Source organism: Pseudarthrobacter sp. LMD1-1-1.1 (assembly GCF_040676255.1).
In the GTDB taxonomy this organism is placed as follows: domain Bacteria; phylum Actinomycetota; class Actinomycetes; order Actinomycetales; family Micrococcaceae; genus Arthrobacter.
The window spans coordinates 93,337-106,145 of sequence record NZ_JBEGHP010000023.1 but is presented as its reverse complement, the minus strand read 5'-3'; the positions used below and the strand labels follow the sequence as shown (position 1 = coordinate 106,145).

At 63.2% G+C, this 12,809-nt stretch carries 14 protein-coding genes and 1 pseudogene; 7 read left to right on the top strand and 8 right to left on the bottom strand.

Features of this window, described 5'->3' with window-relative positions; genetic code table 11:
• Positions 1-64 precede the first annotated feature (64 nt).
• Positions 65-838 carry a DeoR/GlpR family DNA-binding transcription regulator gene (locus MRBLMD1_RS14120; RefSeq protein WP_364400679.1) on the top strand — a complete coding sequence of 258 codons (774 nt, stop codon included), beginning with the start codon at positions 65-67 and terminating at the stop codon, positions 836-838.
• Between the two features lie 137 nt (positions 839-975).
• On the opposite strand, the gene MRBLMD1_RS14115 is transcribed toward MRBLMD1_RS14120, so the two are convergent.
• Positions 976-1,917 (bottom strand): endonuclease NucS domain-containing protein, encoded by a 942-nt coding sequence (locus MRBLMD1_RS14115; RefSeq protein WP_364400676.1) that lies wholly within the window; start codon positions 1,915-1,917, stop codon positions 976-978.
• 245 nt (positions 1,918-2,162) lie between these two features.
• Here MRBLMD1_RS14115 and MRBLMD1_RS14110 point away from each other — a divergent pair, with 245 nt between their 5' ends.
• Positions 2,163-2,465 (top strand): YciI-like protein, encoded by a 303-nt coding sequence (locus MRBLMD1_RS14110; protein WP_364400674.1) that lies wholly within the window; start codon positions 2,163-2,165, stop codon positions 2,463-2,465.
• A gap of 127 nt (positions 2,466-2,592) precedes the next feature.
• Here the strand turns inward: MRBLMD1_RS14110 and MRBLMD1_RS14105 are convergent, their stop codons facing one another.
• The 3 genes from MRBLMD1_RS14105 to MRBLMD1_RS14095 all read right to left on the bottom strand — a co-directional run bounded on the left by MRBLMD1_RS14105 (position 2,593) and on the right by MRBLMD1_RS14095 (position 4,391).
• Entirely contained in the window at positions 2,593-2,883 is a 291-nt protein-coding gene (locus MRBLMD1_RS14105) for a hypothetical protein (protein ID WP_364400671.1), read from the bottom strand.
• A 252-nt stretch (positions 2,884-3,135) separates the two neighbouring features.
• A complete protein-coding gene (locus MRBLMD1_RS14100) occupies positions 3,136-3,633 on the bottom strand; it encodes an SRPBCC family protein (RefSeq protein WP_364400668.1) in 498 nt (165 codons plus the stop codon).
• A 20-nt stretch (positions 3,634-3,653) separates the two neighbouring features.
• On the bottom strand, positions 3,654-4,391 hold the full coding sequence (locus MRBLMD1_RS14095; RefSeq protein WP_364400666.1) for a hypothetical protein: 738 nt from the start codon (positions 4,389-4,391) through the stop codon (positions 3,654-3,656).
• Between the two features lie 195 nt (positions 4,392-4,586).
• Here MRBLMD1_RS14095 and MRBLMD1_RS14090 point away from each other — a divergent pair, with 195 nt between their 5' ends.
• Positions 4,587-5,162, top strand: a complete 576-nt coding sequence (locus MRBLMD1_RS14090) for an HNH endonuclease (protein WP_364400664.1) — start codon at positions 4,587-4,589, stop codon at positions 5,160-5,162.
• On the opposite strand, the gene MRBLMD1_RS14085 is transcribed toward MRBLMD1_RS14090, so the two are convergent.
• Positions 5,159-6,007, bottom strand: coding sequence for a class I SAM-dependent methyltransferase (locus MRBLMD1_RS14085; protein WP_364400661.1), 849 nt, complete (start codon positions 6,005-6,007; stop codon positions 5,159-5,161). The genes MRBLMD1_RS14090 and MRBLMD1_RS14085 overlap by 4 nt on opposite strands.
• Before the next feature lie 138 nt (positions 6,008-6,145).
• On the opposite strand from MRBLMD1_RS14085, the gene MRBLMD1_RS14080 reads away from it, so the two are divergent.
• The 3 genes from MRBLMD1_RS14080 (at position 6,146) to MRBLMD1_RS14070 (ending at position 7,838) form a co-directional block, all read left to right on the top strand.
• Positions 6,146-6,928 (top strand): GntR family transcriptional regulator, encoded by a 783-nt coding sequence (locus tag MRBLMD1_RS14080; RefSeq protein ID WP_364400659.1) that lies wholly within the window; start codon positions 6,146-6,148, stop codon positions 6,926-6,928.
• Between the two features lie 96 nt (positions 6,929-7,024).
• Complete coding sequence (locus MRBLMD1_RS14075) at positions 7,025-7,399, top strand: PH domain-containing protein (RefSeq protein ID WP_364400656.1); 375 nt, start codon at positions 7,025-7,027, stop codon at positions 7,397-7,399.
• Between the two features lie 118 nt (positions 7,400-7,517).
• On the top strand, positions 7,518-7,838 hold the full coding sequence (locus MRBLMD1_RS14070; protein WP_364400653.1) for a hypothetical protein: 321 nt from the start codon (positions 7,518-7,520) through the stop codon (positions 7,836-7,838).
• 45 nt (positions 7,839-7,883) lie between these two features.
• Here the strand turns inward: MRBLMD1_RS14070 and MRBLMD1_RS14065 are convergent, their stop codons facing one another.
• From MRBLMD1_RS14065 to MRBLMD1_RS14055, 3 genes and pseudogenes are all read right to left on the bottom strand, one after another.
• A complete protein-coding gene (locus MRBLMD1_RS14065) occupies positions 7,884-8,876 on the bottom strand; it encodes a nucleoside hydrolase (RefSeq protein WP_364401443.1) in 993 nt (330 codons plus the stop codon).
• Between the two features lie 39 nt (positions 8,877-8,915).
• Positions 8,916-9,856 (bottom strand): annotated as a pseudogene (locus MRBLMD1_RS14060) (MFS transporter); the annotation flags it as partial.
• On the bottom strand, positions 9,846-10,949 hold the full coding sequence (locus MRBLMD1_RS14055) for an HNH endonuclease (protein WP_364400651.1): 1,104 nt from the start codon (positions 10,947-10,949) through the stop codon (positions 9,846-9,848). The gene MRBLMD1_RS14055 and the pseudogene MRBLMD1_RS14060, both read right to left, overlap by 11 nt.
• 384 nt (positions 10,950-11,333) lie before the next feature.
• On the opposite strand from MRBLMD1_RS14055, the gene MRBLMD1_RS14050 reads away from it, so the two are divergent.
• Positions 11,334-12,791, top strand: coding sequence for a DNA cytosine methyltransferase (locus tag MRBLMD1_RS14050; protein WP_324644441.1), 1,458 nt, complete (start codon positions 11,334-11,336; stop codon positions 12,789-12,791).
• Positions 12,792-12,809 lie beyond the last annotated feature (18 nt).

Sequence of the window (12,809 nt, the reverse complement as noted above, 5' to 3'; positions counted from 1 at the left end):
TGGAGGGGCCGGAACTAGCATGGGTAGCACTGCCACCGCCATGCCCACGGGAAGGAGACCGGGAATGCTCAGCGCAAACGCGCGGCGCGAGGAGATCTACCACCTTGCCGTGACCTCCGGCCTGGCCTCCGTGGAGGAGCTCTCCGCGAAGTTCGAGGTGACGGCCTCCACCATCCGGCGGGACCTGGCGCTGCTGAATTCGCAGGGCCGGCTGGCCCGGACGTACGGCGGGGCGATGGCTCTGGGTGCGCATCCGGAGGCGTCGCTGCGGCAGCGTACGGGCGAGGCGTTCGAGCAAAAGCACGCCATTGCCCGCTGGGCGGCGGCCGTGATCCGGCCCGGCGAGAACATCCTGCTCGACGCCGGCTCCACCGCGGGTGCCCTGGCGCACGAGCTGCGTGGCTTTGAGCGGTTGTCGGTGACGACGCCGGGTATCAACACGTTGCAGGAGCTGGCCGACTCGGAGGGCATCGAGGTGGACTGCCTGGGCGGCCGGCTCCGGGGCGTCTCGCAGAGTTTTGTGGGGCCGCTGGCCGAGGCGGCGCTGGAGCGGATGAGCTTCGACCGGGTGTTCCTGGGCGCGGACGCCGTGACCGCCGAGGACGGCATCTGCGAGGCCGACCACGCCCAGACCCGGCTCAAGGAGCTCATGGCCCGGCGGGGGCGTTCCGTGTATGTTTTGGCGGACTCGTCCAAGCTCGGGCTGCGGCCGTTCCACGCGTGGGCTCGCATGCCGCTGCCCTGGACTTTGGTGACGGACGACGGCGCCGACCCTGCCCAGGTGCAGAAGTTCCGCGACGCGGGAGTGCTGGTTGAGGTGGCGGCGGTTTCTGGTTAGGCCCCGCTGGGTACGCTGCTGCTACAAGTAGTAAAACCCAAGCCCTTCCGCCTTCAACCAGGACTTCTCTGGCCCGAGATCACGGCACCAAACTCACACGCCATTGCAGTTGCAGTTGCTCATGAACCGCGGTGCGGTCAGTTAGCCAAGTACGCCTGACGTGTAAGCTCCTCAACTAGCGGCCAGTGGGCCATGGAGCTAACTCTTAGCTCCAGATCGCCTGTCCCGAAGTGGCCAATCTTGCTAACGTCACGACTGAAACCATCTACAAGATCGACAGACTCCGGATCAACCTTCAGGTAGATAAGTAAGTTCTTTGTATTCGGGTGTACTTCCACGCACGCGAAATTCTTCAGCCTGCGGAAGGCAAAGTACAAGGACCGCTCGTTCTTTATAACGTCATCACCCAACGACAAAGCGAAGATCTCAAATTTCTCGTACAGTGCAGCCAACTCGTGGTCCGCCTGCGCGAGGAGTTCGCTGACTGTTTTGGATCGTGATGATTTCTTCCCATCGGTCGGTGAAGGGAATGCCGATCCCGAAGACATCTTCCGCGAAGTTGCCGATGTCTGTGATGACACCGAAGTCACAAGTTCGATGGCCAACAGGTCGGAACCAAAGTCTCTGTAACGGACAAGCTCAACGTTCCGGTCAATCTGCCTTACTGCGTACTCGTCGTACCGGGTGAAGTCATTGGCCACGCAGATTAGCCGAGGTGCAGACCAGTCAATACTCTCTGCTGTTGCGGGTCCAAGCCTCGCAGCCACCAGTATCTGGAATTCGCCTCTATGATCCATAAGCCAGTCGAGGTAATAAAGCCCTTGGTTGATGACGTTTTCGTTCGACGTGCGCTTGAACTCAAAGATGACAGGAGACCCGTTTTCGTCCAAGCCCAGAGAGTCGATTCTCCCTCGATGGACCTTTCCGGTGGAGTACTCAGTGGCAAGATATCGCACCCCAAAGGTGACCTCCATATTCTCTTCGATGAGTGTCTGGAGATCTCTTTCAAGGGCAAAACTGCGGGACGTGAGCTCTGAAGCTTTGCCACTCTCGATTCGGAACAATTTTAAATCAGCCACGGCCCAACTCTTCCATGGCGGGAGCCAGGATCAGCTGTGCCACGGCGGAGAACGTCGAATAGATGACCCACCAACGCTCTCGCCGCCCCCTCGAAACGGACTATGAACAAGCGACACTTCAGCGGCGTGCAAATGAATGCCGGAGCGCCGGGGTACGGGTTGAGGTGGCTACCGTTTTTGGGTAGGTCTGGCTGGGTACGCTGCTGCTACAACGATTGAAACCCCTGAACGAAACGGAGACGCCAATGCACGCCGTACTCGAATACACCTACGCAGACAACTACCTCGAAAGCCGTGGGCAGTACCGCGGAGATCACCTCAGGGCGGGGTGGGAAGCGGTCGAACGCGGCGAGCTTCTGCTGGGCGGGGCAATTGGCGAAGGGCCATTCAAGGGGCTGCTGATCTTCACCGGCGAAAACCCAGTCGAAGCCGCCAAAGCCTTCGCAGCCGCAGATCCCTACGTCCTCAACGGCGTCGTCACGTCGTGGACCGCCAGCCCGTGGACCACGGTGCTAGGCAACGAGGCTGCCACACCGGTTCGCCCCTAAAACGCCACCGCACAGTAGCGCTGGACTGAGGCTGCTCTGGGCCATGGCGCCATTGTTGCACTCGGTTTCCAGAAGACGGCGCTTGCCCGGCGGAGGGCACGGGCCGGGCGGCACGGAGGATGGCGGCTCAATCCTTGAGGTTGCTGGCGGTGACCTCGAATTCCTCCACGGAGACGATCTGGGTCTTGTCCGACTGGCTGCTCTCCTCCCGGATCCTGCTGGCCGCCTGGCGGCTGGCCACCATCGCTTCCTGCGTGTCCCAAAGCGTGATGGACAGGGCGTTCTCCGTGTCCTTCCCATTCAGGTAGTAGATGCCTTTGCAGCCTGGGAGCTGGAGCACGCTGTCCACAACCTCGTCGCTGGGGTTATCCCTGCGGGTATCGGGGCCGGTCTTGTAGGTGCTAATTCTGGCGAACATGGTCTTTCTCCCTGAGGACGTCGATGGGGCGGCCGGGGTGCCGCTCCTCCCATCAGTAATGGCTCCGCAAAGAGACGGACACTAGGGTCAAAAGTCAGGCCTTATATGGGTGCAGTAATTCCCGGCCGGACGCACCTCGACTATGTCCGTTCGCAGGCAGCGCGGGTGCCGCCACTGCACTCCCTCTTGCCGCCCAATGTGCCCGGGTCACGGTCCATACCTTGCACTCTTATTGGTGCGGCAGCCCCGGTCCTAGCGCCGTGCCTGCTCAGTTACAGCGATGGATTCTACGATCCGCTTGATTGCGGCGAGCGTTTTCGGGATGCCGTCGAGTGCCTGCTGGGTGCGGTCGGCGATCTGGACGGAAGCATCGTCGCCGAACTTTTCCTCGAACATGGCGATCCCGTCCGGCAGGAATTCCCACGACTCGGTCAGCGTGGTCCCGTTATCTGCCGGGGTCATTGTGAAGCCCCAGCGGACAAAGCGGCCACCCACCACCCAGGCGAACTCGCGGGCACGCTCGGCAGCCACCACCTGCGACCGGGTATCCCAAGCCCGGTGCGGGAGCTCGTTACGCCCGGTGAACCATGCCCCCACCTGGCCGGCGTTGGCCTCGTCGTCCCACCAGCACGACGTACAGACCGGGCTCCACTCGCCGGTGCGGGTAATGTCGGAGACCAGGTCGTAGAGTGTCTCGGCTGAGGCCTGCACGGTTACGGATTCCTGGTGTTGGCGGGTGTTTGTCTTCATCGATCTATCCTCTACTGACGTCATTTCTTCTGCCGCCGGCTGCCGCCGTGCCAGTCTTCCTGCTGGCCAACGGTATCGGCATCGACTCCGAAGGCAGCAAGTTGTGGCTGCTCGCGCAGGCTTCGCTTGAGTTCGGCAAAACCAGGGAAGCGTGCCAGCCCCACCACGTGGTCCCACAGCTCGCCGGCCGAATTGTCGTCCGGGAGCCGGCTGATCACCGGGCCGAAGAAGGCCACCCCGGCGGGAGGCTCAAAGTGGATGATGGGCGTGCCCACGTCCTTGCCCGTCAGCGCCAGCGCCTCATCTGTCTCCTGGCGGATTTCGCGGTCCCAGGACTCGTCGTCGAGAGCCTCCGCCAGCGCAAGGGGCAAGCCTGCGTCGGCGAGGATTGGCTCCACGAACTCACGTGTCCCGCGCCGCTCACGGACTTCGCCCTCGGTGCGCTGTTCGGCCGGGTCCGGTGCGGTTTCGAAGATGTGGGAGCCGAATGCCTCATACAGCCGGGCCATCGACTCGCGCCCATGCTCCGCACGCGCCCGCGCCGCCACCCGCAGAAGACGGAGTCCAGCCGTGTGCCCGGCCTCGTACTCCGGCGGGAAATGTGCGTCGTAGTCCACGTTGGAGTTGATCAGCCGCAAGGAGATGAATCGCCAATCCACGCTGTAGTCGCGCTGCGCCTGCACCTGCCGCACCCATTTGCTGGTCATCCAGGCGAACGGGCAGGTGGGGTCAAAGTAGAAGTTGATGTCGGCATCCATTCGACCACCCTTGCACCTGATAGTGACGTACGTCTATTCGGCGGGACGGCAGCAGGGGCATGGACGACGGCGGGGCCAAGGCGGGAAGCTCGGCAAAAATTGAGCCAATCCTGGGCCACCTGCCTGCACGTGGCCTATAGCATTCCCTGGGCATCAGCGATCACGGACGCCCGCGAACAAAAAATGGGGGAAGCAATGCAGGAACTCGGCCGTATCTATTGGACCCGGCAAGGGCTTCGCTTGGCGTACTCGGCGGTGCTGATATGGCTCGCCGTCTCGGTGATGACGGCCCTCACGGCCAAGGCAGCACCGGTTTCCGGAGCGGGGTCCTCCGTCGCCGCTGGAGTGTTGCGCGGCATGTTTGACCGCGTCGTCTCTGCAGCTGCGCTCCCCCTTGTGGTCGTAGTCGTGCTCGGCATCGCCGCAGCCGTCGTTAGCAGGCGAGATATGCGACGCCGCGACCCGGTACGCCGCTTCACCCGCCAGCAGCGCCGCGAAGGGATGGCACGGGCTAACGGCCTGTGCGAGTTGGAAGCCGGCTTCGGTCGTCGCTGCGGCCGCCCCGCGGAGCATGGCGACCACTTTTACCCGTGGTCCAAGGGCGGCTCCACCAGCCTGCAGAACTTCGTCGCCGCCTGCGCCAGGTGCAACCGCGCCAAGCGCGCCAACATCCCGTCCCCCGGTCAGCAGCGCAGGATGGAACGACGACGGCGGGAGTACCTGCCGCCGTCGTCCTCCATCAGCGTGGGCGAGCGCCGGCCGCTGTCCTAAATGACGGTCTCTACAGCCTTCGCCAGCGTGAAGATCCCGTAGCGCATGGCGCCGGTGCGGTAAGCCAGGATCAGGCGGGGAATGCTGAGAATCGCTCCGCGATTGCGTGCGCCGAGGGCAAGGCGGCGTACCCCGCGGTCGGTAAGTAACGTCTTCACAAGCCGGCCAGCGCAGATCATCCATGTCCGGGCAACGCGGCTGCTGACATCCTCATAGCCGGTGACCGTAAGGCCTGCCGCCGTTGCCATGGCCTCATATTCCTCGCGCGTGCCCATCGAGGGCAGACGCCCTTCGCGGCAGATCGGTTCGAGCAGGTGGCGGACCTTCCAGCGGCTGGCATCGGTCTCGGCAATCCACGCACAGATAACGAAGCCGCCGCCGGGCACCAGCACCCGGTGCGCTTCGGCGAAGAATTTGGGCTTGTCGACCATATGTTCGCTCGACTCAATCGCCCACGCAGCCTCGGCCGAGGCATTTGGCAGCCCGTTCGTGAGCCAATCGCAGACCTGGATGTCCACGTCCGGTACCGGATGCGCAGCGGCATAGTCTTCCTGCTCAACGGAAAGCGTGAACCCTGTGACGCGGACCCCGCGTGTTACGGCGAGCCGCCGTGCGGTGGAGCCGTAGCCGCAGCCGATGTCGACGCACACCTGGCCGGGCGTGAGGCGCAGTCGATCTCCAACGGTGTCGACCAGCGCCTCTACCGCTTCCCCGGATGTCTCACGCCCCGTAACCCACAGCCCGTGATGGACGTGGTCGCCCCAGACCCGGCGATAAAGGAGGTCGAGCTCGTCGTAGTGCTCCGCCACCGCCACTGCGTCCTGGGAAATATCGGGCACGATCACGCCCTGACACTACAACGGCTCTCCGGCACGACGGAAGAGGAATGCCGACGGCGCCACTGCCGCTTGTCCAACAAACAGGTGCAACATGTCCTAGGCTGGAATCCCCGGACCCACCCACCAAAAAGAACGAGGCAAAACGTGCACCAGGACGCCGCCCGGTTCCTGTCCCAGCCGGTGGCCGCCCAGCCCGGCTCGCCGCTGCGCGTCGCTGTGTATTCGCGCATCGCCGAGGCCATCCGCAACGGCCTCCTCACGCCCGGCTCCATGATTCCCACCGAGACCGAACTCGGTGCCGACATGAAAGTCAGCCGCACCGTGGTCCGCGAAGCCCTCATGCTCCTGGAGGAGGACGGCCTCATCAGGGCGAGGCGCGGCGTCGGACGCTTCGTCTCGGACACCCTCCCCCGCATCGGCATCGAACGCATCCGTCCCTTCGAGGAAGTCCTCGCCGGCCCCGGCCAGACGCTCGAGGTCAAACGCACCCAAGCCATCCGCCAGGCCGCTTCGGAGTTCGTCGCCCCCGGCATCGGCGTCGAGCCCGGCACCGACTGCTGGCTTTGGGAATCCGTCCTGATCCGGGACGGTGAGGCCATCGCCCACCTGCAGGAAAACGTCACGGCCCAGCCGGTCAGCTTCGGCAGGAACGCCGCCGCGCCCCTTGAGATAAAGGACGACGGCGACGCCACCCTGCTTGCCACGCTCAACACCCAGCTGGGCCGGCTGGCCGGGCCGGGCGAGTGCCAGATCAGCCTCAGCCAAGTGGGCCCCAGCCGCGCGAAGCTACTGGACCTGCGCCCATCGGACCCGGTCCTGGTGCTGACGCAGTACGTTCGGCACGGCAACCGACCCTTCTACCTGGCCAAGTGCCTGGTTTCGGCAAGGGCCGGGCACCTCTCAGTCATGCAGCAGTTCCAGTCCTGACCCCAACGGGCGGCAGCCGCAGCGCGCCTGAACACCGCCGGCCCGGAGTTTGAGAGACTGAGCGGGTTGGGTAACAAAGGAAGAGGGGGCTCCTTTATGGAGGCAGCAGCAGTAACTACGTGGATGTTCGTTGAAGAATGTCCCATTCCACAGGACGTGATGGAGCTGATGCTCCCGGGCGAGCAGCCCGTTGCGGCGTACAGGACGTTCCGGGACAGCGCCATCTTCACCACCAAGCGCATGATTGTCCGCGACGCCCAAGGCATCACCGGCAAGAAGGTCGAGGTGTACTCCTTGCCTTACACCGCCGTCAATATGTGGTCCTCCGAGAATGCCGGCAAGTTCGATCTCGACGCCGAACTGGAGATGTGGACCCGGGCGGGACATATCAAAATCAAGGTCGGCAAGAAGGTGGACATTCGCCGCCTGGACATGCTGATCGCGCATTCGGTCATCGGATCGCAGAACTAACCTGGACAAGATCGAACGGCGGGAGGATTACCTCCCGCCGTTTCGGGGTCCTGGGGTTGTATCGAGACCCCAGATGTCGACTCTGGTCTGTCCCTGGCGCCGATCGCTACGATGAGCCATGACAAGCCAGAACCCGTTGGAGTTCCTCCGACAGACAAATGAGCGCCATTCAGAACAACAACTCGAGCTCGCTTCCAACGTCCTCGAAGCCTTTAAGGCCATGAACGACGCCGAGCGCGTGTTGTATCAGGCAAGACGCCGCTACATAGAGTCCTTCAAAAAAGCCAAGGGCGCCGGATGGAAAGCGCAGGAACTACGGGACGCCGGTTTTCCGTCGCCCAAAGTTTCCGTGCTCAAGAGAAGAATGGACTACCGCTATCTCATGTTGCCGCCAGCGGACCCTGCTGAAGGGGCGAACTCGGCGTCAACAGCCAGTTAGGCATCTCGATCGTTCGGGTGTGGGCTGTCATGCCGACGGGTCGCGTCAGGCGACCGAACCCGCCTCGGCGAGTGCCGCCGTCGTGCCTTCAAAGTGCCCCAGCAGCGTCTCCACCAGGTGCGGGCCGAAGTCATCCTCGAGCGAGAGCACCACTCGGCACCGCGCGCCCTTCACGGGCGGATACCCCGCGTACAGCCCGCGCATGTCGCACACGGTCTGCCCGCGGCCGGGCCCGTCGGAGGTGTCGACGGCGGCATGCACCACGGGTGCCAGCGCAGCCTTCACCGCCCCCACGGCGAGCGCCGCGGCCAGCGGATCGTGCATCGCCGAGCAGGGCCGGCCGTAGATGCCCTCATAGAAGCGGAAGTAGTAGGCCAGCATCTCCCCCAGCGCCCGCGGCACCGGCGCCGACGAAGCAAGGAGAGCCTGCCGGTGGGTTTCCTCCAGTACCGACGCCATGGTCACGTCCAGCGGCACCAGGGTCACGTCCCAGTCGGCGGCCAGCACCAGGGCGGCGGCCTCAGGGTCGTGCCAGATGTTGGCCTCGGCCACGGGCGTGATGCTTCCCGGCGCCAGCGCGGCCCCGCCCATGATGGTCACCGACTGCACCAAGGACGGCTCCAGCTCCAGGGCCCGCGCGATGTTGGTCAGCGGCCCGATCGCCACCACCCGCAGCTCCCCCGTATATGCCCGCGCCAGCCGCACCAGCATCGCGGCCGCGGACTCGGCCGCCAGCGAAGCGCCAGACGCCGGCAGCTCAACCTCGCCCACCCCGTTGGACCCGTGCACCCAGGGCGCCCCGCCGTGGAAAGAAGCAGCCAGCGGATCGTTTGCCCCCAGCGCCACCGGAACATCGGCGGCGCCGGCGAGCGCCAGCAGGTCCAGGGTGTTGCGGGCGCCGACGGCGGCACTGACGTTCCCACTGACGGTCCCGATCCCGACCACGGAAGCTAGGGGCGAGGCGAGCAGGTAGGCCAGGGCGAGGGCGTCGTCGATCCCGGTATCGCAGTCCAGGTAGATGGGGCGGCGGGTGGTCATGGGGTCTCCTTGAAGGGGATGAGGGGTTAGAGGGTCTCGCCCTTGGGGGGCGGCGACGAAGAGGCTGACGATGAACGCGGCGGCGGTGATGCCCGCCGAGATCCAGAGGGCGGTGGCGTAGCCGGCGGCCGTGGCCTGGGCGGCGAAGGCGCCACGAGCACGACGCCGAGGCTCGCCCCGATCCCGAAGGACGCACCGTTGATGCCGGGCAGCGCCGCCGACGCCTCCTTCGGTGACAAAAGCACGGAGAGCCCGTTGATGGCGGTGAGGAACAGGCCGTTGTAGAAGATGCCCATGCAGGCAACGGCCACCAGAACGGCCAGAGAAGAAGTAGAGAACAAGGCGGCCACCACGGCGCACGCCAGGCTCAGTCCGGTCCCCAACCTGAGGATCCTAATCCACCCGCGCCGGTCCGCCAGCCACCCCGCCAACGGTGCGGCGAACACGCCGATCAGCGCGGCGGGGGTGAGGAACAGCAACGCCGAAACGGAGGCACTCAGCCCGAAGCCGCCGTCGTGGTCCTGGCTCAGCAGCACCACGGTGAAGTTGATGATCGCGAAGATGCCGGCCAGGGTGAGGACGGTGGTGGCGATGACCGGCCACACCTGGCGGGAGCGCAGGTGGTGCACGGCGATGAGCGGGTGGCGGCGGCGCTTCTCGATCAGCCAGAACGCGGCGAAGGAGGCGAGGGTGCCGGCCAGCAGCGCCAGGGCGGTGGGCGGCGTCCAGCCCGTGGAGGAGCCGTCGGACACGAAGTAGGTCAGGAACACCAGGAACAGCGAGAGTGAGCCCGCGCCCCACCAGTCCATCGCGCCGCGGATGCCGGAAGGCCGGCCGGCGGGGACCAAGCGGAGGATGCAAAGGGCGGCCACCGCCGTGAGGACCAGCACCACCACGATGATGGATCGGAACCTCAGGGTCTCGGCCATGAGCCCGCCCACCCAGCCGTCTACTCCCCCGATGCCGCCGTTAACGCTTGCCGTCGCGAATACGGGCAATCGTCGACGCGCTCACGCCAAATTCTCGGGCCAAGCGCTCAAGTGTCCCATGGGGTCCGGGAACTTGTTTACGAATTTCTTGAACTTGGAGATCGGTCAGCCTCGACTGAGGGTGCTCTTCCCCTGTCTTCAGTCGGCCATGTGCCCTCCTATCCGCCTGATTCTCAGCGGGAGTCGCCCATCTGAGGTTCTCCGGTAAGTTGTTGAAGGAGTCGCCATCATTATGGGCGGCTACCATGCCCTCTGGTCGTGGGCCATGGAAGGCCTCACAAACTAGCCAGTGGACCTGCCTCGTGTTCCTTGCTCCACACTGGACAAAAAAGTAAGAGCGTTTTTCCCCGCCACCACGAGTCTGCGCCAAAATCGTACCCCGAGGCCCCCGGACACGGGCGAGAGAGCTAACCCAGTATCCGTGGAAGCGAGTCGGACGCCATTCCTCCCAAGGGATTGCATCGTCGGGATGCACTATCGACTCCACAATGATGAGTTGCCTCTCCCGGTAGCTTTGGGCCCTAGCCCTCTGCAGCGCCATGGCAACCATCAACGCCGTGGGTTGAGGCGAAGGCGCTTTCCTTGCTTTTCCGTTACTGATGTTGGTCACATGCGTCCTGGAGCACCCAAATACCTCGGCGATTCGGGCATGGGTTATCCCTTCAGCGAGCATCGACCGGATTTTCACGATGGTTTCCTCGGGGATTCTTGCCGCCCCGTGGCGCTCCCCTCTCATGTAGAAGTCACGGCCGCGCGCAATCTTCTCCGCCGTATTTTCGGCGGTGGTTCCGACCCGCAGGTGGGTTATCTCCACGCAGGGCGGGTTGTCGCAAACGTGCAAGACGCACTGCGCCCTGGTGAGTTCCTCTCCCGTCGCAATGATCCAGGCCGCACGATGAGCACCAATGCGCCTCCCGTTCAGCGTGAACTGCCCGTAACCGCCCGCCGTCCTATACGCCGTCCACACCAAACAACCGCTCGGCTCACGTCGTGTCTTCTCCCAGAACCTTTCCTCGGTTGTCTTGCCAACACGTTTTGCTTGATTATCCACGTCGGCTCTCCTCACCAGCTTTCCAAGTGACATCGTGACAGTGAGGACCGACATTCTTAGGTAAGGCGGACAACAGGGAGGGGGTAGGCCCCCAATGCCTGAAGACCCTCCCCCCGCTCACCTTGGCGGCGCGGGGCGTCGATTCCGGGATAGAGGGCGCTCAGCGGGGCGATGTCGTAGCCTCCGGCTTCACTGGAACCGGCCACGGAGGCCAAGTGCGGGAAGACGCGCGCGTGGACCTGGTGGCCGGATCATCGTTGAAATGACGTGTGTGCCAGTCACACGCTGCGCGTGCCAACCGCCTGAGTTGATGGATGTGCTTATAAACACTGGCCCGACCGGCAATGCTCCCCGACGCGCCACATCGAATGTCCGCGGCACCTGGTATCCTGGAGTGTCGGATATCAAGGGGTGCATGTGTTTCCAGTTATTGATCTCTTCGCCGGGCCCGGAGGCCTTAACGAAGGTTTCTCAAGCGTCAGGGATGAGCAGGGCGGCTTCGTCTTCAACACGTTGGGATCGTTCGAAATGGACAGTCTTGCTTGTCAGACGCTCAGGCTGCGGGCAACGTACCGGGAGCTTGTACGTACCGGAGGAGAGTTGCAGCCGTACTTCGACTACATCCAAGGCAAAAAAACGTGGCAAACAGTTCTAACAGGTGACTTCAAAGAGGCCTATATGACTGCAAAAGCTCATGTTTACCAAGTCGAACTGGGCGAAGACAACCGCCCCAGGGTGGACAGCTTCATCGAGCGGCAACTTGGACCTGAAAATGAACGAGGACATTGGGCGCTCATTGGCGGGCCGCCCTGCCAAGCGTATTCCTTGGCCGGCCGGTCACGACGCACGGGCGATGAGTCCTTCGCCTTTGACCACAAGCATTTCCTCTACCGCGAGTATCTTCATATCCTCGGCAAGTTCAAGCCCACAATTTTCGTGATGGAAAACGTAAAGGGACTGCTCTCGTCGAAACATGGCGACAGCAGCATGTTCCAGACGATCTTAAGCGATTTGAAGCGTCTTCCCGGCGGGGCAAGCTATGAAATCCGTTCATTGGTGGTGGATGCTGAACCAGACGACTTGAATCCATCGGACTTCATCATCCGCTCTGAAGACTATGGAGTTCCTCAGAGGCGGCACCGCGTCATCCTGCTTGGCGTTAGAACCGACGTCGCTGCCAAGACGCCTCGGCGTGTGCTTATCAAGGCGGATGGGGCTGTGACTGTTCGCGCGGCCTTGCAGACGATGCCAAGTGTAAGGGCAGCTCTTTCGAGCCGACGGCCAAAGGCTGACTTGGACTGGCGCAAGGTGGAGGCAGAAGCGTTGGACGCGATTCAGAAGATGCCCCAAGGGACAAAGGCCGAGCCGATGAAAGCCGGGACACTGGCTGTGGACGAATATGAGGCTTGGATACAAGATGGGCGGCTCGTCAAACCGATACAACACGAGCCTCGTGCCCACATGGTCTCAGATCTAGCGCGCTACCGCGTAATGGCGCGCCTGGCAGAGCGCTTGGGGAAGAGTCCAAAGTACACAGATCTCCCCACTACACTCCATCCCGAGCACAATAACGTGGGTCGACTAGGCACTCCTTTTACAGATCGCTTCCGAGTGCAGGTCTGGGATGCTCCGTCTACAACGGTCGTATCCCATATTTCAAAAGACGGACATTACTACATCCACCCGGACGCTGAACAGGCGCGCAGCTTCACAGTCCGGGAGGCAGCACGGCTTCAGTCCTTCCCGGATAACTACTTTTTTGAGGGGTCCAGGACTCAGCAATTCCATCAAGTGGGAAACGCCGTACCGCCTTTGCTCTCAAAGCAGATTGGGGAAATAGTGGCTGATCTGCTGACGAGCATTCAAGGTAACTAGGACCTGCTGTTCAGTAAA

Bases quoted from the DNA above. Each gene is read 5' to 3' on its own strand.
- MRBLMD1_RS14105 (WP_364400671.1), bottom strand. From the start codon at position 2,883: ATGTTCGCCAGAATTAGCACCTACAAGACCGGCCCCGATACCCGCAGG.
- MRBLMD1_RS14110 (WP_364400674.1), top strand. From the start codon at position 2,163: ATGCACGCCGTACTCGAATACACCTACGCAGACAACTACCTCGAAAGC.
- MRBLMD1_RS14070 (WP_364400653.1), top strand. From the start codon at position 7,518: ATGACAAGCCAGAACCCGTTGGAGTTCCTCCGACAGACAAATGAGCGC.
- MRBLMD1_RS14090 (WP_364400664.1), top strand. From the start codon at position 4,587: ATGCAGGAACTCGGCCGTATCTATTGGACCCGGCAAGGGCTTCGCTTG.
- MRBLMD1_RS14055 (WP_364400651.1), bottom strand. From the start codon at position 10,949: ATGTCACTTGGAAAGCTGGTGAGGAGAGCCGACGTGGATAATCAAGCA.
- MRBLMD1_RS14120 (WP_364400679.1), top strand. From the start codon at position 65: ATGCTCAGCGCAAACGCGCGGCGCGAGGAGATCTACCACCTTGCCGTG.
- MRBLMD1_RS14065 (WP_364401443.1), bottom strand. From the start codon at position 8,876: ATGACCACCCGCCGCCCCATCTACCTGGACTGCGATACCGGGATCGAC.
- MRBLMD1_RS14075 (WP_364400656.1), top strand. From the start codon at position 7,025: ATGGAGGCAGCAGCAGTAACTACGTGGATGTTCGTTGAAGAATGTCCC.
- MRBLMD1_RS14095 (WP_364400666.1), bottom strand. From the start codon at position 4,391: ATGGATGCCGACATCAACTTCTACTTTGACCCCACCTGCCCGTTCGCC.
- MRBLMD1_RS14100 (WP_364400668.1), bottom strand. From the start codon at position 3,633: ATGAAGACAAACACCCGCCAACACCAGGAATCCGTAACCGTGCAGGCC.